Consider the following 22450-nt stretch of genomic DNA (forward strand, 5'->3'; position numbering starts at 1 on the left):
GGGCGCGGTTACGATCCGGGTCATGGCTACCGCGAAGAAGGCACCCGTGACGTCCCCCACCGGGGCCTCGGTCGAGGACTTCCTCGCCGCCGTGCCCGACGCGCGGCGGCAGGCCGACGCCCGCACTCTCTGCGCCCTGATGACCGAGGTCACCGGCGAGCAGCCCGTCATGTGGGGGCCCAGCATCGTCGGCTTCGGCAGCTACCACTACCGCTATGCCAGCGGCCACGAGGGCGACGCGCCCCGGGCGGCGTTCTCGCCCCGCAAGCCCCACCTCGTGGTCTACCTGGTCGGCGACTTCGAGACCCGCCACGCCACCGCGGTGGCCAAGCTCGGACCGCACACGGCCGGCAAGGGCTGCCTCTACCTCAAGCGCCTCGACGGCATCGACATCGGCGTCCTTCGCGAGCTGATCGAGCGGACATACCGGGTCGCGAAGGGCATCGACAAGGCCAACAGCGATTAGACGCCCGGGCCGCGGCCCCGCACGAGGGTGCGAGCTCGTGCGGAGCCGCGGCTTGGGGAGCGGGCGCGTTACACCCGGGTGATGCGGATGGCGTCGGCGATCACGTAACCGGCGCCCGAGGTCCAGCGGCTGACCGCGACGATGTTGTGCGAGCCGGCGGTCAGCGTGAAGGTGCCCAGCGACTTCCAGGCACCGCCGCCGGACTGCTGGTTGACCACGACGTTCTGGCTGCCGGTCTTGGTGTAGATGATGTAGGGCGTGGTCGCGTTGTAACCGGTGTTCGCCGGATACCACGTCTCGATCTTGTAGTTGCCCTCGGCCGGGATGTTCGCCGCGTAGTACGCCGGGTCGCTGATCGCCTGCGGGTTGGCGTAGTGGTAGTCGGCGCCGTAGCGCTGCGTGGAGTAGGTGGACACGGCCCAGTTGGCGCTCGCCGTGAACCCCGCCGAGCCGTTGTCGATGGTCGTGGTCCAGCTCGGCGTACCCCCGCCGTTGAGCACTGCCGCGACGTCCACCCGCAGCTGCGGCAGCATGCTGTAGAGGACGTCGCCCGGGCACTGGGTCGCCGTGTAATCACGGTGGCCGTAGATCTTCGTCGGCGCGATGCCGTACTGCTGGCAGATGTAGGCGCAGAACGCGACGAGCTGGTTGTAGAGCGCGGCCGGCGGTGCGACGGAGGTGTAGATGCCCTCGTTCTCGATGCCGATCGCCTGATCGTTCTGGCCGGGGGCGTGCGCACCGACGACCATGCCGCTGCCGGAGCGCAGGTGGGCGAGGCTCGTGTGCCGGCCCTCGGAGATGTAGCCGCCCCGGCTGATCGTGAAGTGCTGACCGGTGTCGGACCAGCCGTTGTGGTCCATGTGGTAATTCTGGATGCTCCGGCAGTCCGCGAAGGCGTGCGCCTGCGAGTAGTCGGTGGTGTTCGGCCCGGCGGTGTGGTGCACCAGGATCTTGTTGGGTTTCGTGCTGATCTCGGTCAGTGCCGACGACGGGTTGCGGGCGCCCCAGGTGGCACAGGAGGCGATGGTCGGGGTCGGCACGGCGGCGGAGGCCGGTGCGGTCGCGGTGAGCTCGACGCCGCCCGCCGTGGCGCCGATGCCGAGCAGGACGGCGCCGCGCATGACGTTGCGGCGCGACAGGGGGGTGCCGGACATGGTGATGGCCCTCCTAGTGGGATTTAGCTGCTGATCCGGACGGCGTCGGCGACGACGTACCCGGTCCCCGTGGTCCACCGGCTGACGCCGACGGTGTTGCGGTCCCCGGCGGCGAGGGTGAAGGTGCCGAGGCTGACCCATTTACCGCCGTTGGCGGTCTGGTTGACGGTCACCGACCTGTTGCCGGTCGTGGTGGCGACGATGAAGGGCGTCGCGGCGTTGTAGCCCGCGTTCGCCGGATACCACACCTCCACCTTGTAAGCGCCGACCGACGGCACGTCGACGGCGAACCAGGCGACGTCACTGCTGCTCACCGGGGTGGCGAAGCGGTAATCTGCCCCGTAGCCCTGGTCGGAGAAGCTCGACGTGCCCCAGGCGGCGCTCGCGGTGAAGCGCCCGGCGGTGGCGTTGTCGACGATCACCGAGAACGGCCCGCCACCGGCGACGACGCGGGCGGCGCTGACCGGGCTCTCGTGGTGCTGCCGGTCCAGCGCCGTCACGTAGTAGGAGTAGGTCTGCGACGAGACCGCCGACGTGTCGGTGAAGGTCCGCGATCGGGTGGTGCCCAGCAGCGCGGTGGCATCGGCGAACGCGCAGCTCCCGGCCGCGCCGGAGCCGTTCAACCGATAGATGGCGTACGCCGTGGCGCCCCCCGCCGCCGACCAGCCCACCGTGACCGTACCGCCCGCCCGGGTCGCCGAGGTGATCGAAGGCGCGACCGGGGCCGCCCCGCCGAGCCCGGCGTTGACCGGCACCAGCGCGGTACGGCTGTAGTGGTCGCCCGCGAGCCGGGTCACCGAACCGAGCCGGTCGGCCCGCACGTCCTTGGCACTGAAGTGGATGTCCCCCGAGACCTGCGGATATCCCCGGTTGACGAAGAGGTGGTCGGTGAGCTCCGTCGTCGTCTGCCACTGCGCGGGCTGCCCCGAGGCGCCGGTCCGGTAGGTCGCCTGCCCGACATACAGCTGGACGCCGGTGCCGGCCACGACACTCGCCCACCAGGGCACGAGCACGTCGTAGTCGGCGATGACGAAGCCCCGGTGCCAGTAGATCTGCGGGGTGATGTAGTCGATCCAGTGCTGCTTGACCCATTTCCGGGTGTCGGCGTAGATCGAGTCGTAGGACTGGAGCCCGTCGGTCGCCGAGCCGAGCGGATTGGTGCTGCCGTTGCGCCAGATCCCGAAGGGGCTGATCCCGAACGCCACCCACGGCTTCGCCGCCTTGATCCGCTGGCCCATCTCCTGCACCAGCTTGTCGACATTGGACCGCCGCCAGTCCCCGATGTCGGTGAAACCGCTCCCGTACTGCGCGAACGTGGCCTGATCGGGGATCGCCGACCCGTCCGGGTAGGGGTAGAAGTAGTCGTCCCAGTGCACGCCGTCGATGTCGTAGCGGCTGACCGCATCCATCATCGCGTCTTCGACGAAGTCGCGTACCGCCGGGATTCCGGGGTTGTAGTAGCGCTTGCCGCCGTAGGCGAAGGTCCATCCCGGGTGCTGGCGGGCCGGGTGCGCCGCGACGAGATCGGTGAGGTTCTCCGTCATCCCCACCCGGTAGGGGTTGAACCAGGCGTGGAAGTCGAGGTTGCGGGCGTGCGCCTCGCTGACGAGGAAGGCGAGCGGGTCGTAGCCGGGAGCGGTGCCCTGCTGCCCGGTGAGCCACTGCGACCAGGGCTCCAGCGGCGACGGCCAGAACGCGTCGGCGGCGGGGCGGACCTGCACGACCATGGCGTTCATCCGGCGCTGGACGGCAAGGTCGAGCCAGCTCCGGTACTCCGCCTGCTGCTGGGCGACGCTCAGACCGGGGGCGCTGGGCCAGTCGATGTTGACGACCGTGGAGATCCACATTGCCCGGAACTGGCTCTTCGGCGTGGCCGGGTTGGTCGTGCAGGCGACCGGGACGGGTGGTGCCTCGCGGGCGATCGCGGCGACGCCGAGCGCGGCGAGCAGGAGGAGGGGAAGGACACCGCGCAGACGAACCATGGCTGCCTACCTCGATTGACGGCGATTGCCGCACGGCTGGTGCGAATTGAAAGAAATCTTCAACCACACATCGAGATCATGCAATACCTACTGGTCACGTCAACGACCAGGTCGTCCAGGAGGGGCACTGGCTGACGTGGGTGATCTCGCCGTGCGGGCGATCCCCGGCGAATCACCGCCGCGAGCCAGGCCCCGGCCATCACGATGAACCGCCATATTCGCATCGCGCCATCAAGGCACCCCCCACGACTGGCCCGTCCCGGTTACGGTGGGCGCCATGCCCCTCGTACTTCTGGTTGAGGACGATCCCACGGTTAGGGCAGCGCTGACCTACGCGTTGACGGATGCGGGGCTCGCGGTGCGGGCCGTCGGCAGCGGGCTGGAGGCGTTGCGGGTCGTCACCATCCAGGCTCCCGATCTGGTCGTTCTCGACCTCGGGCTGCCGGACATCGACGGCGCCGACGCGCTGCGGATGCTGCGGGCGATCTGCGATGTCCCGGTCGTCGTCGCCACTGCACGGCGGCAGGAGAGCGACGCGATAGCGCTGCTCAACGCGGGCGCCGACGACTATGTCACCAAGCCCTTCTCCGGTGCGCACCTGCTCGCCCGAATCGGTGCCGTGCTGCGCCGGGGCCGGGCCGCGCCCGCCGCCGAGCCCGTCATCCACGTCGGCGGGCTGCGGCTGGAGCCCGATCAGCGGGCCGCCTGGCTCGACGGCGAGCCGTTGCAGCTCACGCGGCGCGAGTTCGACCTGCTCTCCTACCTCGCCGCCCGGCCGGGTCGGGTCGTCACCCGGCGCGAGCTCGTCACCGAGGTCTGGCAGCAGCAGCCGCTCAAGGGCGCCGACCAGACCCTCGACGTCCACCTGTCCTGGCTGCGCCGCAAGCTCGGCGAGAGCGCCGCCGCGCCGCGCTTCCTGCGGACGGTCCGGGGGGTCGGGGTCATGCTGGTGGCCCCCAGGTGAGGGGGACGCTCGCCCGGCTCGCCCTCGCGGTCGGCGACCTGTCGGCGCTGCGGCGCGGCACGAGCGGCTCCGGCCCGACGGGACTCGTCCCGTCGATCGCGCAGCGGGTGGCCGGCAGTGTCGGCGGACGCCTGGAGACAGGCCGGAGCCCGGCCCTGGACGGGGCACGGATCGCACTACACATGGGAGCAGCGTGATCACGACCCGGACGCGCCTCGCCGTCGTCCTGACGACCTTCGCCGCGATGATCTGGATCAGCCCGTTCACCGTCGACCGCAGCGGCACGATCGCCTTCATGCTGCTCGCGTCGCTGGGCTTCCTGCTGGTGCAGATCACCTGGTTGCGCGGTGTCTTCACCACCCGCGCGGTCTTCTTCTGGAGCTTCGTCGTCCCGACCGCGTTCGGGTTCGCCGTCATCCTGCCGCTGTGGCGCTTCAGCGACGAGCAGATCCCGACGGTGATCACGGGCGGTGTCGTCCTCGGCGTGGTCGGCGGATTCACCACCCTGTGGCTCGGCAACCTGGCGCAGATCCGCCGCCACCCGAAGATCTTCATCAGCTACCGCCGCGACGACTCCCAGCAGGCCACCAGCTACCTCTACGAGAGCCTCGTCAAGCGCTACGGGCGCGACAGCGTCTTCATGGACACCCAGTCCCTGCAACCCGGCCTGAGGTGGCGCGACCAGCTCCAGGAGGTGATCTCGCGCTGCGACATCGTGATCGTGGTGATCGGTCCGGTCTGGTGCGAGCTGCGCGAGGCCGCCGGCGGCCGGCGGCTCGACCGGACCGACGATCCGGTCCGGGTCGAGATCGAGATGGCGCTCGCGATGGCGAAGCCGACGATGCCGGTCCTCATCGGCGGCGCCGACCTGCCGCGCGCCGAGCAGCTCCCCGAGAGCATCCGGCTCCTGCCGGAGATGCACGGTGCGGTGCTGCGCGAGAGGTTCCTCGCCGAGGACACGCTGACCCTGATCACGATGCTCGACAACACCCAGCGGACCGGTGCCAGGGAATCGATCCTGCCTGCGCCGGTGGTGCGGCGGGGACGAAAGCTGCGGGTCGTGCTGGCGGTCGTCGCCTACCTGTTCGTCATGGCCGCGCCTGCCTCGTGGGCGTTCCTCACCGACGGCGGCTCGGACCTGGACGCGGCGGCTGTCTCTCCCGACGGCAGCCGGATCGCGGCGCTCGACGACAACGTGCTGCGGATCTGGAGCTCCACGACCGGCGAGTTGCAGCAAGCCCGGCCGCTGGGCGGCTCGCGGCCGTCGGACATGCTGGAGTGGTCGCCCGACGGACGCCGGATCGCCACCGCGAGCACCTTCGAAACCTCGATCACGATCTGGGACGTGGCCGGGCTGACCAAGGTCACCTCGCTGCTCGACCAGCAGGACTTCGCCTTCGAGAGCGGCCCGGCCCAGCCCCGGCTCGCCTGGTCTCCCGACAGCACCCGGGTCGCAGCCGGTGACGGCGCCGGCAACATCCGGGTCTGGGAGGCGACCAACGCGAAGCCGATCGCGTCCGCGCAGCTCGCCAAGAGCGGCGTCAGCGCGCTCGCCTGGTCACCCCAGGGTCCGGACCGCATCGCCTACGGCAGCGACGACTCGGCGATCCGCGTCCTCGCGGTCGGCGCGGAGCTGACCCCGATCTACACCTTCACCCACTATCCCCCGCCGGTGACGGTCGCCCCGTCACCGAACCCGACGGTGCTCGTGCTGCCGTCGCCGGTGCCCACGCCGCCCGAGGTCGATTATGTGGCCTGGTCGGGCGATGGGACGCGGCTGCTGACGCAGGCCGGTTCGGACATCCGGCTGCACCGGCTCAGCGGTGGCGCACCGGGACCGCTGCTGAAGGTCGACGCCGGGTCGAGCTTCCGCGACATCAGCTGGTCGCCGCAGGGCACCTGGTTGGCGTTGCGCGTCGACTACCCGGTCACGCAGATCCTGCTCCGCAACGTCGAGACGGGGGCGACCCGGACGGCGCCCTTCGGCTCCTGGGACTACAGCAGCGGAACGGTCCTGGCCTGGTCGGTGGACGGCGCGGAGCTCGCGGTCGTCGATCGGTTCAGCATCCGCCTCTGGTCGGCGGCGCTGGAGAGCGAGACCGAGTCGTTCAACCACGGTCAGGAGGGCAGCGGCCTCTCGCTCATCGGCTGGCTCTCGGGTAAACGCCGGGTCGCCACGATCCGATCGGAGTCGGTCGACCTCTGGGACATCGACAAGCAGAGCAGGCAGAGCAGCCTCTTCGTGACCCACGGCGAATTGCTCCGCGAATGAGGCGACCTCAACACCTGGTCCGGCCTAAAGGCGTCGCCATTCCTGCCGATCACCGACCCCCACGCGCTAATTCCCGTTGATCAAGGGAAGACTCGCCGCGAATCGGACACCCCGGATGGCGAGTCTTCCCTTGATCAACGGGAATTTGGGGTCAGGCGCAGGGGACGGAGGCGACGGTGCAGGTCAGGGGGGTGCCGTCTACACCGGACGGCAGGTTCACCTGGAATTCGAAGGTGAAGATGCCGTTCGCCTGGAGCACTCGGTGCGCCGCCAGCGGGGTGAAGGTTATCGTTGCGCCCTGTTGGCGTACCGCCATCTGGTCCCAGGCGCTGGAGACGGACGCCCCCGGCGGCAGGACGATCACCGCGCTCCACCCGTCGAGGCCGTCCGGGCCGGCCTTGACCGTGATCGCGCCGATGTAGCCCAGCTCATAGCTCTCCCGCACCCGGAAGAGCGCGCTGATCCGTGACCGGCTCGGGGTGGGCACCGCCGCGCTGCGGCTGGGCCGCACGCTGACGCGGCCGCTGGGGCGGGCCGTCGGCGACACCGGCTCAGACTCCCCCGGCTGCGCCGCAAACGCGGGGGTACGCCACGGGTCGACCCCCGCCTCCGCGGGCACCATCGACGGCTGGAGGATCAGCGCGGTGAGCCCGGTGATGACGACCGCGGTGAGCACGATCGCCGCGACCGCGGAGAGCACCCGCAATCGCAGCAGCGCAGCGGCGGCAGCGTCCCGGCGGGCCCGCCGGGACCGCACCTCCCATGACCCCGGCACCGCGCGCAGCGTCTCCTGCGGCGGATCGGCGAGCAGCAGCGGCAGGCGTTCGGCGAAGAACGTCTCATAGGCGGCGAGCAGTTCCCGGCGGTGCGGCAGGCCGTCGATGCCGAAGTAGCCCGACTGGGTCACCCGCAACCGGCAGCCGTGCGGCCGGGGTTCGAGGTCCCAGGTGACGTCGGAGAAGAGCTCCCGGCCCCGCCACCGCATCGCGAGGCGGCGCTCGGCGTCGACCGCGACCACCTCGATGGTGAAGGGTCCGTGGAAGCCGGCGAGATCCGGCGGCGGGACGGCGCGGGCGACCCGGCCGGCCTCGGCCACCAGGTCCGTCGCGAGCCACCAGTCGGCGGCGAGGCGACGATCGGTCAGCACCGCCCAGACATCGGCGGCGGTGGCGTCATAGTCGACCTCGAGTTCGATCACGTTCAGCAAGATAGCGTGCTATCGATCTCTCTGGTAGGGCGCTTCCATGTCGGTGCGGCGTGGCCGCGGCGGCGACCACGCCCATCGATGGCTCAGCAGCCGCCGCAGTTGTAGAAGGTGATGTCCCAGTGGTTGCCCTCGTCGGTGTAGAGGTTCCCCGCGCCGGAGCGCCACTGGTATCCCCAGCCGGCGATGTAGCCGACATAGGTGAAGTTGTTGCTGATGTAGTTGCCGATGCAGGTGGTCTTGGTGATGTCCAGCTTGTAGCCGTTGTAGTGGCTGTAGGTGCCACCGGCGTGGCCGACCTCGGTACCGGCGGTGATCGTGATGCCGCAGCCGCTGTAGGTCTTGAGCGTCTTGATGCCCGAGATCGTCGTCTGCCGGATGTCGGTGAAGGACGTGCAGGTGGAGTTGTTGCGGTTGCTGCAGTTGCCGCTGGAGGTCCAGCCGATGTTGGCGGCGTTGAGCTGGCTGGCGGCCTGCGCGTGAGTCAGGAAGGTGGCGGCGTGGGCCGGTCCGGCCAGTGCGACGACCACGGTCACGGTGACGGCGCCGATCAGGGTGAGGGCGCGCTGAAGCGTACGGAGCATGGGATGTTCTCCTCAGGGGGTGTTCGGAGATTTATTTCATGCGTCGCGATACATGTGAAGGATTTTTAGCACAGATAGACGAGCAACGCTAGATTCCGTACTCGTTGCGGCACAACGGAATCGGTGGCCCGCACACCCCTACGGGCCACCGGGGCTCCGTCGGCTCGCCGCTAATTGCCGCCGGGGTAGCAGCACCGAGGGAAGTCGGCGATGCTCGAGGAGGCAGGACGCGCGGTGCCGATGAGCGTCGCCAGCGTGACACCCAGCGCCGCGACGACCAAGATCTTGACCACTCTCATGGTGCTCCCCACTTCTGTATACCGGGCTACACTGCGCGGTAAACCAGGAGAGCATCTTGAGTCAACCCAGTCAATCGACCTCCGCCGAGTTCCCCCGGCGACTGCGCGCGTTGCGGACCGCCCGGGGCATCACGCAGCGTCAACTGGCCGGCGACAACCTCTCCGTGAGCTACGTGTCGCTGCTGGAGACCGGCCGCCGCTCCCCCGGTCCCGAGGTGCTGCAGCAGCTCGCCGATCGGCTCTCCTGCTCCGTCGAGGAGCTGCGCGGCGACATCGAGACCTCGGCGACCAGGCCCGCGGCCCTCGCCGTCCGATTCGGACAGTTGGCGCTGGAGTCGGGCCGCGCCGAGGAGGCGCTGGACCATTTCGGCACGGTGCTGCGCACCACCGACCTCGATCCGCTGCTGCGCTCCGACGCCCGCATCGGCGCCGCCCGCGCCCTGGAGGCGGCCGGTCGGCTGGAGGAGGCGGCCCGGGCGTACGAGACGCTGGTGCAGGAGGCGATCGACGCCCCGACCTATCTCGCGTCGCTGGGTGTCGTGCTGAGCTGGTGCGGCTGCCTCTTCGAACTCGGCCAGCTCAACCGGGTCGTCGAGGTCGGCGTCGGCGCGATGCAGCAGTTCGACCGGCTCGACGCCTGGGACTCCGACGGCGCCATCCAGCTCCTCGCGACCGTCGCCTCCGCCCACTTCGAGCTCGGCGATGTCGGCCAGGCCGAGCGGTTGCTCCAGGAGGGCCTGGCCCGCGCCAACAGGATGCACTCGCCCCGCGCCCGCGCCTCGGTGCTCTGGAACGCCAGCCAGATCGCGAGCGAGCGCGGCCGCCACCGCGAGGCCCTCGACCTCGCCGAGGAGGCGCTCGCCTACTTCCGGCACGGCTCGGACCGGCGCAGCACCGCCCGCCTGCTCGGCGCATACGGCTATCTGCTGCTGCGGCAGGACCCGCCCCGGCCGGTCGAGGCGAAGGAAGCCCTGCAGGAGGCGCTCGCCGGGCTCACCGACTCGGGACGAGGCTTCGACCGAGGCTCGATCCTGGTGGAGATATCTCGCTCCCACCTCATGATCGGCGACCCTTCCTCCGCCGTCGACGCGGCCCGACAGTCCCTTGTGGAGGCCGGGCCCGAGGCGACGTTGCAGGGTGCGCAGGCCCGGACGGCGCTCGGCGCGGCGCTCGCCGCGATCGGCGATGCCGACGGCGCCACGGTGGAGTTCGCCCGGGCCGCCGAGGAGCTCGGCCGGATCCACGCCAATCGGGAGGCCGCCCGTGCCTGGGCCGAGCTGGGCAACGTGCTCGCCGAGGCGGGTGACGCGCACGGGGCCGTCCGCGCATTCCGGCACGCCACCGCCGAGCTCCACCTCGTCCAGCGCCACCAGTCCACCGCGCCCGCGAGTCCGGCACCGCTCGCCGCCGGCTGACCCGATCCACTCTCGCGGAGTCGTTCCGGCCCTGAAGGAGGGGGTACCGGCCCTGAAGGAGTGGACCGCGCGGGGAGACGTGGCCGGCACGGCGGGAGTGAACCGGCACCGCCAGCCCGCACGAGCACCGGCACCGCACGGGCGCAGCGGGACCGCACCGGTCCCGCGGTAGTGGTGTGCGCGCCGCGCCGTCTACCAGCACCCCCTCGGTCGCACCCTGAGCGAACCGCACCGGCCCCGCGGTAGTGGTGTGCGCGCCGCGCTTTGCTCTGCTTACACCCACGCATCACCGGGAATGTCCGGACTTGCCGGGTGATGCGCCGGTGTAAGCAGAGCAAAGCCTCGCGCAGAACCACCTCCCCCGAGCCGAGGGCACGCAAGATCCGGTCTGCTTCGGGCAACCAGACGTGATCACGCGCCATGATCCGGTCTGGTTCCCCGAATTACCTGTGATCACCGCAAGGTCAGCACCCCGGCGGGGCGTCGACGGCTGCGCGGATCGCCCGCAGCCGGGGCAGGTTGGCGCCGTAGTAGGCCGCATCCGTGACCTGCGGGTCCTGATACCCCTGGTAGACCGCACCCGTGCCGTGGGGTGCCAGCGCATCGCGGCAGTCGCGCACCCACGCCGCCGCGTCCGCCCGCCGCTGCGCGCCGGCGTTCGCCCCCAGCACCGCGCGGTGCGCGACGAGGAAGCCGGGCCGCCGGTGCACGAACGCGGTGGCGTCCGGTGCGATGTCGGCGTACGCGCCGCCCCACGGTGTGAACTCCACGTCACGCTGTTCTCCCGGTACGCGCACCGCACCCACCACCGCCACCAGCGCCGCGATGGCGTCCACGGGAATCGGCGGGCCGAAGAACTCCGACGTGGCCCGCTGGAAACCCGGCCGGGGCGGCACCGGTGACACCTCGCCGAACTCGAACTCCTCACCCCGGCGCCACACCGACCCGGAGAGGTAACCGGCGGCGGCCTGCCCGTGCAGCGTCGTCACCTTCGGCTCGTCGAGGAAGCCACGCGGCGACGAGGCCAGGAACGAGGCGAACTCGGGAACGGCCTCACGCAGGGCACAGCCGAAGAGCTCCACGACCGGCTCCTCGTCCGCGTGGTCGCTGAGCGTCAGCGCCAGGTGGGCCGTGACCTCCCGGGGCAGGTGGGGTGCCCACCGCTGCCACCGGTCGATCAGCTCGACAGCCTCGTCGAGCGGCCACGACACGTGGAAGATCGTGACCGGCCGCGCCGGGTAGGTCCGGAACACCAGCTCCGTGACGACACCGAGCGTGCCGCCACCGCGCAGCGCCCAGTCGAGGTCGGGTTCCCGCCCGGAGCCGACCCGGACCACGCAGCCGTCGGCGAGCACCACCTCGGCGGCGAGCAGGCTGTCGGCGGTGAGCCCCCGCGACCGGCCCTGGAACCCGAACCCGCCCGCGATCGTGCTGCCGCCGATGCCGACCGAGGCGCAGGAGCCCGTGGGCAGCGAGCGACCCCGTTCCGCGAGGGCCCGCTGGATCTCGCCGAGCCGGGCACCGGGACCGACGGTGAGCAGCTCCCCGTCGAGCCGGATCGTCCGCAGACCACGCAGCTCGATGAGGAGCCCGGCGGTGCTGGAGCGGTCGGCGTAACTGTGGCCGCCGCTGCGCACCGCGAAGGGCAGCCCGGCCGACCGGGCGAAACCCAGGGATCGCACCACGTCCTGAGTGGACACGCACGCGGCGGCCGCCGACGGGAGCAGGTCCGCGTCGCCGCCGACGAATCCCCGCCGCACCCGCGCGTAGGAGTCGTCGCCGGGCAGCCAGACCTCCCCGTCCAGGGCGGCCCGGAGGCCGGAGAGGGTCGAAGCGTGGCCGAGCGGCCTCGGGGCGTCCGATGTGGAGGTGCGCCGCTCGGCCACGCCGCTCATCGCGGCACGACCGCGTCGGGGGCGTAGATGCGTGCCTGGATCGCGTAGAGCTCGGCATATCGAAGGTCCGCCGCGAGCAGCTCCTCGTGAGTGCCGTGCTCGACGAGCTCGCCCCCGTGCAGCAGGAAGATCTGGTCGGCGTGGCGCACGCTGGCGAGCCGGTGCGTGATCAGAATGACGGTACGCCCGGCCGCGAGCTGCCGCAGCGACTCGTAGACCGCCGCCTCGGCCCGGGCGTCGAGCGGCGCGGTCGGCTCGTCCCAGATCAGCAGGGGCGCGTCGCGGTAGAGCCCGCGCGCGATCGCCATCCGCTGCCACTGCCCGCCGGAGAGCTCCTGACCACCGGTGAAGAGCTTCGAGAGCAGGGTCTCCCAGCGCTTGGGCAGCCGGTCGACCACCTCGTCGGCGCGGGAGTGCCGGGCCGCGAGCAGCAGCGCCGCGTCGTCGGGATCGGGCCGGTCGGGTCGGCCGAGCCGGATGTTGGCCCGCGCCGTGGTGGGCCAGCGCACGGGTTCCTGCAGCACCATGACGACCTGGGCGGCGAGGTCGGCCGGGTCGAGGTCGCGGATGTCGGTGCCGTCCCAGCGGATCGCCCCCGAGCCCGGCCGGTAGAGCCCGGCGATGAGCTTGGCGAGGGTGGTCTTGCCGGAGCCGTTCTCGCCGACGAAGGCGACGGTCTGGCCGGCCGGGATGGTGAGGCTGACCCGGTGCAGCGCGGGTTCGTCGGTGCCCGGGTAGCGGAAGGTGACGTCGGCGACCGAGTAGCAATCCGGGCCGGAGGCGACGGGGGCACCGGAGGCCGACGGTGTCCGGGCCGCGGAATCGACGAGGAACCCCTGGTAGTCGGAGACGTAAAGCGCCTGCTCGACGATCCGGTTGCCCGCCACGACGAGCCGGGTGAGCGCGGCGACGGAGGCGCGGATCGCGATCACCGCCGTCCCCGCCACGGCGAGGGCCACCCAGCCGAGGTTGAGCAGCAGGGCGAGTGCCGCATAGGTGATGGCGATGCCGACACCCGCCATGGCCCGGCCGGTCGCCCTGGTCCGCGCCTGCGCCAGCCCGACCCGTACCTCCTGGGCCTGTAGAGCGTCCGCGGCCCGGCGGTAGTCGTCGAGCACGAAGCCCTGCGCCTGGAAGGCGCGGATCTCGGCGGCGGACTCGCGGCGGGTGGCGAGGTCGGCGATCGTCCACACGCGACGGGCGAGGGTCGCGGTGACGGTCATGTTGGCGAACTCGACCCGCGCCGCCCGCAGCACCGCCCACCCCTCCGGCACGACGCCGAGCAGCAGCACCGGCAGCAGCGCCGGGTGCAGCAGCCCGACGCTCGTCGTCGCCGCCGCCAGCGCGAACGCGGCACCGATCAGCTCGACGAGGTTCTCGGCGGCGCGCTCGATGTGCGGCACGGCCCGGTCCCGGGCCCGGTGCAGCCGGTCGTAGAAGCCGGAGTCGTCGAAGGCGGCGAGCTCCACCCGCACGCTCGCCGCGTAGAGCCGCTCCTCGGCCGCCCGCCGCACCGCGGGCACGAGCCTGGCCTGCGCGAACGACGTCCCCGCGTCGAGCGCTCCGCGCGCGCCGAAGGCCGCCACGACGAGCGCGAGTCCCGGCAGCGCGGCGGCGATCCGGTCCGCGGTGGGTCCGGCGGAGAGCAACTCGGCCAGTACGCCGGTGGTCGCCAGCAGCCCCGTCGCGGCGGCCACCCCGGCGGCGACCTGGAGTACCAGGATCGTGACCGCCGAACGGGGTGCCGCCTCGCGCACGATGGCGAGCACCGGCCGGGCGGCCTGCCCCAACCGGCGCAGCAGCCCGATCGGGCCGAGCCGGCGCACGGCGGGGTCCTCCAGCCGCCAGTCGGGTGCGGCCAGTTCGCCCACGAGCTCGTCGCTGCTCAGCGCAGGTCTCCGCCCGGCGTCGCGGCACCGGCGGGCAGCGGTGCGGCGTCGCCGAGCACCAGTACCGACGGCAGCCCGGCACCCCGGTCGAACCGCAGGAGCTGATAGGCGACGCCGCCGACCCCGGGCAGCAGCCCCGGTGTGAAGGCGTCCCGGGCCAGGCCGCTGACCGGGCCGTACTGCTCGATGCTGCCGATGAGCTGCGCGTCGAGTGTGGTGCGGTCGAGGCCGGGCGGCGCGAGCGGCGTGTCGGCGACCGCGTCGAGCAGCTCCCAGGCACCGAAGTCGCCGTGGCAGAGGGTGTGGTTCCAGCCCAGCGCCACCTCGGCGGTCTTCGCGGCCGCGAACGCGATGGTCGCCGACCCGCCACCGCCGTCGAACCGGCGTCTCTGCAGGTCGTGGGCGATCAGCCCGATGCCGACGGTGCCGTGGCACCACGCGGCCGAGCAGCGTTCGGGTTCGCGCAGGTCGCGCCAGGCCAGCTCGACCGGATCCCACAGCAGGTCCTCGAAGGCGAACGCGTGCCGGGCCACATCGGCGAAGCGGCCCTGCCCGGTCCGCAGCGCCAGCCGGGCCAGCGCCCAGCCGATGCCGGTGGAGCCGTGCGCGAGCCCGCCGAGCCCGGCCGGCCAGCGCAGGGTGGGCCAGATCGCGCCGACCGCCCCGGTCGGCAGCGCCACCTCGCGGGACACCTCGACCAGCCGCTCCCCGAGCATGATCGCGAGGTCCTGGAAGCGCTCGTCACCGGTGCGGTCGGCGAGCGCGAGCAGCGGCACGATCGACCCGGCCGCGCCGACCATCAGGGAGAACTCGTCGTCGACCTCGACCGCGCCGGGAATCTGCGCGGTGAGCGCGACGGCCCGGTCGAGGGCGATGTCGCGGGCGGCGCCGAGCTGGTCGAGGGCGAGCCAGGACCAGATCTGCCCGCCGAGGCCGATCTGCGCGCCGAGCGGTGGCGGCCGCACGTCGAGGTAGCCGGTGAAGTCCTCGGCCGCCTTCTGCTCGGCTAGGCACATGGTGCGCACCACGTCGTCGAGGAGGGTGTCGAGATCGGCGACCGGATCGGCCCGCCCGGCGGCGACCTCCCGCTGGTATGCCGCGACGACGATCGCCACCCCGGGCGCTCCGCCGTAGAAGTCGGGGCTGAGCGGCTGCACCGCCCAGCCGGTCGGGTTGAGCACGGGCGCGATCCAGGTGACGGTGCCGTCGGCGCCGTGGATCGCCTCCCCGGCGAGCCGCCGCATCATCGTGGCGAGCACCCGGCGCCGCCGCCCGTCGAGCCCGGTCAAGTCGACGGTCGGCGGCAGCAGGGTCTCCTCGGTCGGCAGCCAGCCCTCGTTGAGATAGGCGCTGACCAGCGCGGACTGGATGACCTGGCGCTCCAGCACGAGGTCGGCACCGCGCCAGCGCATCAGCGCGTCCGCCGCGAGGTCCTGCTCGTCGAACCAGTGCGTGCCGCGCGGGCCGGTGAGCCGCCCGTGGGCCGGGGTGGTGGCGAAGAAGGGCACGTCGCCGTCGAGCAGGTCGTCGATCTCGGCCCGGATCACCGCCGGGTCGCTGGGCGCGCCCGCGACGGACTGCGCCATGTCCGCGAGGATCCGCTCCGCGCGCTCGATCGCCGGTCCCGGCTCGTGCAGCGAGACCGGGTGCCAGAACATCCGCTCAATCTCCGCGTACGCCTCCGTCGAGCGCACCACCACCCGGATCGGGCAGTCGGCGAACCGGGCCAGCATCGGCACCAGTCGATCGGCCTTGTCGAGGGCGATCATCGCGTCGGTGAGCTCGACGAAGCCCGCGAGCACCTGGTCCCAGTGCTCGCCGAGGGCGGGGTCCGGGCTCGGGTGGTTCTGCGAGGGCTCGGGCTCGCCGGGTGCCATCCCGATGTGCGCGGTGTCGGTGCCCGCGTCGACGAGGACCGGGCGCTCCCCGGCCGGCTGCTGCCCGGGGAGGCCGCCGACGGCGGAGGCGCCCACACCACGCCAGCCGAGCGCCAGTCCTCTCCCGGGCAGCAGCCCCGTGCGGAGCACCGTGCCGTCGACCAGCTCGCCCGCGCGGTCGACGGCGAGCCCCAGCCCGGTCGGTGATGCCGGGGTGTCCGGCGTGAAGAGCGTCTCGCAGTCGATCACCATCGGGATCGGCCCGGCGGCGATGACGTTCTCCGCGTGCAGGTCGCAGCCGCCGAGCAGGCGCATCACGGCGAGCCAGTGGCCGATGCCCCGGTAGAAGTGGCGCAGCTCGGCCTCGCTGCCGCAGTAGGCGTGCTGCGCGAACGCCGCCCAGCCGTAGTCGCCCCGGTCGAGCACCCGCGGCACCCGGATCCGGCCGAGCGCGCCCTGCGGGGCTCCCTCGCCACGCTCGCTCACTCCTCGCGCCACCACAATTCCCGGCGCACCCTGCGGGGCTCCCTCGCCACGCTCGCTCACTCCTCGTGCCACCACAATTCCCGGCGCACCCTGCGGGGCTCCCTCGCTACGCTCGCTCACTCCTCGTGCCACCACAATTCCCGGCGCGCCCTGCGGGGCTCCCTCGCTACGCTCGCTCACTCCTCGTGCCAGCGCTGGGGCGTCGAGCAGGTCACCGAGGAGGGCATCGAGGGCGGTGTCCACGCGTACCGAGCGAGGTTTGTAGACGATCTTGCCGCCGTGGCCGCGCAGGATCGCGACGGCCTGGCCGCCGCGGTGGCTGTCGCCGTTGCCGAAGGTGGCGGCGGCGAGCTCGCCGAAGGGGCGGCCGAGCAGCTCGGCGAGGGTGTCGCGGTCGGTGGCGAGGCGTTCGGCGAGGGCCAGCGCGGCGGCGCAGCGGTTCGCGACGATCACCGCGACCCGGTCGAGCATCGGCGGGTAGTGCTCCACCAGCGAGTCCCAGAAGGACCGGTCGGTGGTGAGCTCGATGAACTCGTCCCAGCGCTCGGCGGAGGTCGGGGCGGTCAGTCGCCCGGTGATGCGGGCCGCGTTGAGTTCGAGGACCAGCACCCGCGCCAGCTTGCGGTGCAGCGTGTTGCGCAGCGATTCACGGACCGCGTCCAGGAGGACGTCCCGCTCGCCCGGTGTCACCCCGCCGATCATGCGGAGCTGGGCTGCCAGCCCGGCCAGAGCCGGTTCGATGAGGCAGCCCAGCGACGCGGTGAAGTCGGCGGTGTCGTCAGTCGACACCGACCGTGCCTAGCAGCAGTACCGGGTCGCGGACCAGGTGCAGGCGGTGCCGCACCGGTTGGTCGGACGACCGGTCTTCATCCGCAGCTCGGCCTCGGTGTACTGGCCGCCGCTGAACAGCGGGCCGGCCGGGTTGGCCTTGCCCGCGGCGCTGCGCCACTGCGCCACTTCGGACGCGGCTTGCTCCTGCGACATCGTTACCTCCAGGAATCGACGGTCCGGCCGGCCCGGGATCACCGGAACGACCGGGTGGTTCCTGATTGAACACGAGTGTCAACGTCCCGACAAGATGTGTTCACATATTTAAGAAGCCAAGTTGACAGGCATGTTGTAAACTCGGTGACAGCTCAGCTACTCGCGTACGAAAGCCATGATCGGCGCAACTCTTGAAGAGTTGCGCCGATCATGGCCGAGCGACGTGCCTGGGTCAGAGCGGATAGGTCTTGGCCACCACGACCAGCTCCGAGCTGTGCGAGCCGGCGATGTCCACACCGGTCGGGCGGGGCTTGAAGCCGGGCAGATCGGCGAGCCCGTCGCTGCCGTCCATCGCCCGCACCGTGACGCCGGTGCCGCCCTCCACGACGACCACCAGCTCCACCCCGTCGGCGGGCGGGGCGTGGAAGAGTACGCCGACCGTGCCGTCGCCGAGCCGCTGCGCCGGGATCTCCCGACCGGCCACCCCGGCAGAGACGATCTTCCCGCCGCCGGTGTCGATCCGGGCGTAGACGAGGCGGACCGCCCGTTGCGACTTCACCACCAGGCGCAGCGATCGCTGGGTGCCCTCGCGTTGATCGGAGACGACCCGCACCTCCGGCGGCAGCAGCGTCGCCGCCTCGGCCGGGCCGGTCCAGACGTCGCCGATGATCGGGTAATCCTCGGTCAGATCATGCTGCTCGGTGACGAACTGGCTGGTCCAGGCGCCCGGCGTCGACTCCAGGCTGGCCCAGGCGGCCTTGCCGGTGCCGGCGTCGAGGGCGTACATGAGCTGGCTCGGCACCGGGTGCCGGGCGTCGAAGCGGTCGACCACGAGACCGGTCACCGCCAGCCCGGCGAAGAGCACGAGGGCGCCGATCGCGGCCCGGCCCACCCGGGGCAGCTTCGGGAACAGCGGCAGCAGGGCGAGGCCGAGCAGCACCGCGAAGAGCGCCGGAGCGGCACCGGTGGCGAGGCCGAGCGCCGGGAAGAAGAGCACCACGGTCGGCGCGAGGATCACCACGGCGACGGCGGCACCGGCGGCCGCCGCGATCAGCCCGGCCCGGTGGGCGACGGCGAGCCCGGCGAGCGCACCGCAGAGCGCCGGCAGTGCCGCGAGGTAGGACCCGCCGGGGATCGCGGTCGCCATCAGCACCCCGAAGACCGCCAGCCAGCCCAGGCCCCCGATCGCGAGCGTGATCGGGGCGAACCGCCGCCGGGCCAGGGCGAACCAGCCGAGTACGACGGCGGTGACGAGGGCCGCCAGCGCCCAGCGGTAGAGGACCGGCCGCCACGGATCGATCATGTTGTCGTAACCGGGGCGGACGACGGTGAGCAGCCACCAGAAGAGCTGGGCGGCGATCGGCGCGACGATGACCGGGATCAGCGCGAGACCGAAGCCCGCCGCGAGCGCCCGGCCGGTGGCGGCACCCCGGCGGACCGTCAGCACGCCGAGCGCGGCGACCGCGAGCAGGGCGAGGATCGCCAGCGGCCAGACCAGCCAGCCGGGGTAGCGCACCAGCAGGCCGAGCACCGGGAAGTAGCTCGCGTCGGCGCCGCCGGTCTTCTTCAGCTCCGCGAGGTCGGCGTCGCCGAAGGCGCGGGCCAGCGCCAGCATGTTGTCGCCGTGGTGCTGCAGGCTGCCCTGGTCCATCCGGTCGGCGGTGTCCTGCGGCTTGTGATAGGCCGCCTGGCCGTCGATGTAGGCGCTGTTGAGCCCGGCGAACCGACCGCTGAGCCGGAACGGCGTGAAGTCGGTGTCGTTGGGGAGGATCCGGTAGACCTCGACGGCGACACTCGTGCCGACCGGGTGCGGCGCGTGCTTGCCGAACATCGCGACCACGCCGGAGTTGCCGGTCGAGGTCTCGAACATCACCGCCGGGCCGGAGCTGCCGCGCGCCTCGGCGTTGAGGACGATCCCGCCGTCGCGGGCGAGCTCGTGGCTGTGCACGAACGCCTCGGCACCGCAGAGGCACGCCTCCTCGGCGTCGGTGAAGAGCAGCACGATGTCGTTGCGCGGCTGGGGCCCGGTCCGCAGCGCGCGCACCGATTCCAGGATGGTGGCGAGTCCGGCGCTGTCGTCGTTGGCGCCCGGCCCGTTCTGCACGGAGTCGTAGTGCGCCATCAGGATCACCCGGCCGGTCGAGGCCGAGCCGGGGATCAGGCCGACGACGTTGCGTACGCGAGCGGCGGCCACCGGACCGTCGCCCTCGGTCTCCATGCCGATCGCGTCCTGCACCTGCGCGATGATGCCCATCCCCTGCAGCGTGCTGAGCAGGTAGGCGCGCACCTCGTCATTGGCGGGACTGCCCGCGACGTGCATGACCTTGCCGGTCTGCTGCACGTGGGCGAAGGCTCGGCCGGCGCTGAAGTCCTCCGGCGGAGCGCCGGCGTCGCGCGGGGACGGCGACTGCACCGTGGCGATCGCGCCGGCAGCGAGCGCGGCGAGGCAGGCGAGGGCGATGAGCGGCTGGATCAGACGGCTGGAGTTCGGCACGCAGACATCGTGCCACGACCGCCCGACCGGAGAGCGCTCTCCTGTCCCCGCACCTGCCCGCGCACCGACGAACGTTATATACCCACGAATCAGGGCAATCGAAGCATGATCTCGTCGATATTCATGCCCTTGACAGTCCGGCCCGACGGGACGACCCTGTACGCCAGAGAGCGCTCTCGCACCGCGTACGTCACACCCACGTAAACGAAGGAAACGTATGAGAAGCCCCGTCCCCCACGGCTTTCTCCCGTCCTGGCGTGCCTTGTCGGGCGCCACCAGGCTCTGGGTGAGCTTCGTCGTCCTCGCGGTCACCGCGGCCGGCCTAACTCTCGTGGCACGTCCGGCCACGGCGGATCTCGTCCTGCTGTCCCAGGGCAAGCCCGCCACCGCCTCCTCCGTCGAAGCGGTGGGCACACCTGCCTCCGCCGCCGTCGACGGCAACACCGGCACCCGCTGGGCCAGCGCGTTCTCGGATCCGCAGTGGATCCAGGTCGACCTCGGTGCCAGCTCCGCTATCTCCCAGGTGGTCCTCAACTGGGAGCCCGCCTACGCCACCGGCTTCCGGATCGAGGTCTCCACCAACGGCACCACCTGGACCCCGATCTACACCACGACCACCGGGACCGGCGGCATCCAGACGCTCGCCGTCACCGGCACCGGCCGCTACGTCCGGATGTACGGCACCGCCCGGGCCACGGCATACGGCTACTCGCTCTGGGAGTTCCAGGTCTTCGGCGGCTCGACGCCGCCGGCCTGCGGGACCGCCAACGTGGCGCAGGGCAAGGAGGCGACGGCGTCGTCGGTCGAGAACGCGGGCACCCCGGCCGCCTCCGCCGTCGACGGCAACGTGGGCACCCGCTGGTCGAGCGCCTACACCGTGCCGCAGTGGATCCAGATCGACCTCGGCTCGACCCAGCAGGTCTGCCAGGTCGTCCTCGTCTGGGAGGCGGCCTACGCCACCGCGTTCCAGGTCCAGCTCTCGTCCAACGCGACGGCCTGGACCTCGATCTACTCCACCACCACCGGGACCGGCGGCACGCAGACGCTCGACGTCAGCGGCACCGGCCGCTACCTGCGGGTCTACATCACGGCGAAGGCCACCCAGTGGGGCGCCTCGCTCTGGGAGATCCAGGTCCGCACGGGCACCGTGGTGACCTCGCCCAGCAGTTCGCCGAGCACGCAGCCCTCGCCGTCCACCAGCACGCCGCCCACCGGTGGTGACGTGCTGCTCTCCTACAACAAGCCGGGCACCGCCTCCACGTCTCAGGACGACGGGGCCTGCCCTGGCTGCGTACCCGCCAAGGCCTTTGACCGGGATCCCGGCACGCGCTGGGCGACCAGCGCGACCACCGGCTGGGTCGACCCGGGCTGGATCTACGTCGACCTGGGCGCCACCGCGCAGATCCACAAGGTGATCCTGCAGTGGGACCCGGCGTACGCCACGGCCTACCAGATCCAGACCTCGACCAACGCCACGACCTGGACCACGATCTACTCCACCACGACGAGCACCGGATTCAAGCAGACGCTGACCGGGCTCACCGGCACGGGCCGCTACGTCCGGATGTACGGCACGGCTCGGAGCAGCACCTACGGCTACTCGCTGTGGGAGTTCCAGGTCTGGGGCACCGGCGGCGCACCGATCACGCCGCCCGCGCTCCCGCCGGCGCCGGGCAACCCGCTCGTGCTGAAGTGGTCCGACGAGTTCAACGCGGGCAACGGTGCCGCGCCCGACAACGCCAAGTGGCGGCCCGAGGTCGGTCCCGGCGTCAACAACGAGCTGCAGTATTACACCAACAACGCCAACGCCTACCACGACGGCGGCGGCAACCTGGTGCTGGAGGCGAAGCGGCAGGTCACGCCCGGTTCGGCATGCCCCGGCGGCGAGTGCCAGTACACGTCGGCGCGGCTCAACACGAGCCAGACCTACACCTTCGCCTACGGCCGCGCCGAGGCACGCATCAAGGTCACCGGTACGCAGGGGCTCTGGCCCGCGTTCTGGCTGCTGGGAGCCAACTTCTTCCAGGGCACCCCGTGGCCCAACTGCGGTGAGATCGACATCATGGAGCACGTCGGCAAGGTGGCGAACGCGACATACGGCACGATCCACGCACCGGCCTACAACGGCGCCGGTGGCATCGGGTCGCCGTACACGATCGCGGGCGACTTCGCGTCGGACTTCCACGTGTTCCGGGTCGACTGGGACGCCATGCACATCGCGTTCTCCGTCGACGGCAACCAGTTCTACAGCATCGACAAGGAGCAGACCGAGCTGACGAAGGGCCCGTGGGTCTACGACCACCCGTTCTTCATCATCCTCAACAACGCGGTCGGCGGTGACTGGCCGGGCGCGCCCGATGCCACCACCGTCCTGCCGCAGAAGATGCTCGTCGACTACGTCCGCGTCTACCAGTAACAACGACCTCGATGGGCGCCCGGCTCACCGCATGGCCGGGCGCCCATCGACTTTCGTCTCGATCATGCG

16 protein-coding genes are annotated in these 22450 nt (G+C 71.6%); 6 read left to right on the forward strand and 10 right to left on the reverse strand.

Annotated features, from left to right (window positions below; translation table 11 throughout):
• Window positions 1-22: 22 nt before the first annotated feature.
• A complete protein-coding gene (locus tag F4553_RS11920) occupies window positions 23-466 on the forward strand; it encodes a DUF1801 domain-containing protein (protein WP_184835424.1) in 444 nt (147 codons plus the stop codon).
• Between the two features lie 68 nt (window positions 467-534).
• Here F4553_RS11920 and F4553_RS11925 read toward each other — a convergent pair whose 3' ends face one another.
• Both F4553_RS11925 and F4553_RS11930 read right to left on the reverse strand, forming a co-directional pair.
• Complete coding sequence (locus F4553_RS11925; RefSeq protein ID WP_184835426.1) at window positions 535-1620, reverse strand: golvesin C-terminal-like domain-containing protein; 1086 nt, start codon at window positions 1618-1620, stop codon at window positions 535-537.
• Between the two features lie 23 nt (window positions 1621-1643).
• Window positions 1644-3602, reverse strand: a complete 1959-nt coding sequence (locus tag F4553_RS11930; protein ID WP_184835428.1) for a family 10 glycosylhydrolase — start codon at window positions 3600-3602, stop codon at window positions 1644-1646.
• Window positions 3603-3879: 277 nt separating this feature from the next.
• On the opposite strand from F4553_RS11930, the gene F4553_RS11935 reads away from it, so the two are divergent.
• Genes F4553_RS11935 through F4553_RS11945 form a run of 3 tightly spaced genes read left to right on the forward strand, consistent with a single transcriptional unit; the run spans window position 3880 to window position 6838 of the window.
• On the forward strand, window positions 3880-4566 hold the full coding sequence (locus tag F4553_RS11935) for a response regulator transcription factor (RefSeq protein ID WP_184835430.1): 687 nt from the start codon (window positions 3880-3882) through the stop codon (window positions 4564-4566).
• Window positions 4563-4763: a hypothetical protein gene (locus F4553_RS11940; RefSeq protein ID WP_184835432.1), complete on the forward strand. Its 201-nt coding sequence runs from the start codon at window positions 4563-4565 to the stop codon at window positions 4761-4763. The genes F4553_RS11935 and F4553_RS11940 overlap by 4 nt, the downstream gene beginning before the upstream one ends.
• A complete protein-coding gene (locus tag F4553_RS11945; protein ID WP_184835434.1) occupies window positions 4760-6838 on the forward strand; it encodes a toll/interleukin-1 receptor domain-containing protein in 2079 nt (692 codons plus the stop codon). Before F4553_RS11940 ends, F4553_RS11945 begins: the two co-directional genes overlap by 4 nt.
• Window positions 6839-6989: 151 nt before the next feature.
• Here F4553_RS11945 and F4553_RS11950 read toward each other — a convergent pair whose 3' ends face one another.
• The 3 genes from F4553_RS11950 to F4553_RS41835 all read right to left on the reverse strand — a co-directional run bounded on the left by F4553_RS11950 (window position 6990) and on the right by F4553_RS41835 (window position 8925).
• A complete protein-coding gene (locus F4553_RS11950; RefSeq protein WP_184835436.1) occupies window positions 6990-8036 on the reverse strand; it encodes an SRPBCC domain-containing protein in 1047 nt (348 codons plus the stop codon).
• 92 nt (window positions 8037-8128) lie between these two features.
• Complete coding sequence (locus tag F4553_RS11955; RefSeq protein WP_184835439.1) at window positions 8129-8626, reverse strand: hypothetical protein; 498 nt, start codon at window positions 8624-8626, stop codon at window positions 8129-8131.
• A 170-nt stretch (window positions 8627-8796) separates the two neighbouring features.
• Window positions 8797-8925, reverse strand: coding sequence for a hypothetical protein (locus F4553_RS41835; RefSeq protein WP_281395007.1), 129 nt, complete (start codon window positions 8923-8925; stop codon window positions 8797-8799).
• A gap of 56 nt (window positions 8926-8981) precedes the next feature.
• On the opposite strand from F4553_RS41835, the gene F4553_RS11960 reads away from it, so the two are divergent.
• Window positions 8982-10340: a helix-turn-helix domain-containing protein gene (locus F4553_RS11960; protein ID WP_184835441.1), complete on the forward strand. Its 1359-nt coding sequence runs from the start codon at window positions 8982-8984 to the stop codon at window positions 10338-10340.
• Window positions 10341-10804: 464 nt separating this feature from the next.
• Here the strand turns inward: F4553_RS11960 and F4553_RS11965 are convergent, their stop codons facing one another.
• From F4553_RS11965 to F4553_RS11985, 5 genes are all read right to left on the reverse strand, one after another.
• On the reverse strand, window positions 10805-12235 hold the full coding sequence (locus F4553_RS11965) for an FAD-binding oxidoreductase (protein WP_184835443.1): 1431 nt from the start codon (window positions 12233-12235) through the stop codon (window positions 10805-10807).
• Window positions 12232-14106, reverse strand: coding sequence for an ABC transporter ATP-binding protein (locus F4553_RS11970; RefSeq protein ID WP_312875167.1), 1875 nt, complete (start codon window positions 14104-14106; stop codon window positions 12232-12234). The genes F4553_RS11965 and F4553_RS11970 overlap by 4 nt, the downstream gene beginning before the upstream one ends.
• Before the next feature lie 14 nt (window positions 14107-14120).
• Window positions 14121-17276 (reverse strand): type 2 lanthipeptide synthetase LanM family protein, encoded by a 3156-nt coding sequence (locus F4553_RS11975; RefSeq protein WP_184835445.1) that lies wholly within the window; start codon window positions 17274-17276, stop codon window positions 14121-14123.
• A 9-nt stretch (window positions 17277-17285) separates the two neighbouring features.
• On the reverse strand, window positions 17286-17471 hold the full coding sequence (locus tag F4553_RS11980) for a DUF6229 family protein (protein ID WP_184835447.1): 186 nt from the start codon (window positions 17469-17471) through the stop codon (window positions 17286-17288).
• 232 nt (window positions 17472-17703) lie between these two features.
• Complete coding sequence (locus tag F4553_RS11985; RefSeq protein WP_312875168.1) at window positions 17704-19965, reverse strand: M20/M25/M40 family metallo-hydrolase; 2262 nt, start codon at window positions 19963-19965, stop codon at window positions 17704-17706.
• A gap of 217 nt (window positions 19966-20182) precedes the next feature.
• On the opposite strand from F4553_RS11985, the gene F4553_RS11990 reads away from it, so the two are divergent.
• The gene (locus F4553_RS11990; protein WP_184835449.1) at window positions 20183-22381 is read left to right on the forward strand and encodes a discoidin domain-containing protein; all 2199 of its coding nucleotides are present in this window, start codon (window positions 20183-20185) and stop codon (window positions 22379-22381) included.
• Window positions 22382-22450: the final 69 nt, after the last annotated feature.

The organism is Allocatelliglobosispora scoriae (assembly GCF_014204945.1).
Classification (GTDB): domain Bacteria; phylum Actinomycetota; class Actinomycetes; order Mycobacteriales; family Micromonosporaceae; genus Allocatelliglobosispora; species Allocatelliglobosispora scoriae.

Excerpts from the sequence above, each read along its gene's own strand:
- F4553_RS11920 (WP_184835424.1), top strand. The coding sequence starts at position 23 with ATGGCTACCGCGAAGAAGGCACCCGTGACGTCCCCCACCGGGGCCTCG.
- F4553_RS11925 (WP_184835426.1), bottom strand. The coding sequence starts at position 1,620 with ATGTCCGGCACCCCCCTGTCGCGCCGCAACGTCATGCGCGGCGCCGTC.
- F4553_RS11930 (WP_184835428.1), bottom strand. The coding sequence starts at position 3,602 with ATGGTTCGTCTGCGCGGTGTCCTTCCCCTCCTCCTGCTCGCCGCGCTC.
- F4553_RS11935 (WP_184835430.1), top strand. The coding sequence starts at position 3,880 with ATGCCCCTCGTACTTCTGGTTGAGGACGATCCCACGGTTAGGGCAGCG.
- F4553_RS11955 (WP_184835439.1), bottom strand. The coding sequence starts at position 8,626 with ATGCTCCGTACGCTTCAGCGCGCCCTCACCCTGATCGGCGCCGTCACC.
- F4553_RS41835 (WP_281395007.1), bottom strand. The coding sequence starts at position 8,925 with ATGAGAGTGGTCAAGATCTTGGTCGTCGCGGCGCTGGGTGTCACGCTG.
- F4553_RS11965 (WP_184835443.1), bottom strand. The coding sequence starts at position 12,235 with ATGAGCGGCGTGGCCGAGCGGCGCACCTCCACATCGGACGCCCCGAGG.
- F4553_RS11980 (WP_184835447.1), bottom strand. The coding sequence starts at position 17,471 with ATGTCGCAGGAGCAAGCCGCGTCCGAAGTGGCGCAGTGGCGCAGCGCC.
- F4553_RS11990 (WP_184835449.1), top strand. The coding sequence starts at position 20,183 with ATGAGAAGCCCCGTCCCCCACGGCTTTCTCCCGTCCTGGCGTGCCTTG.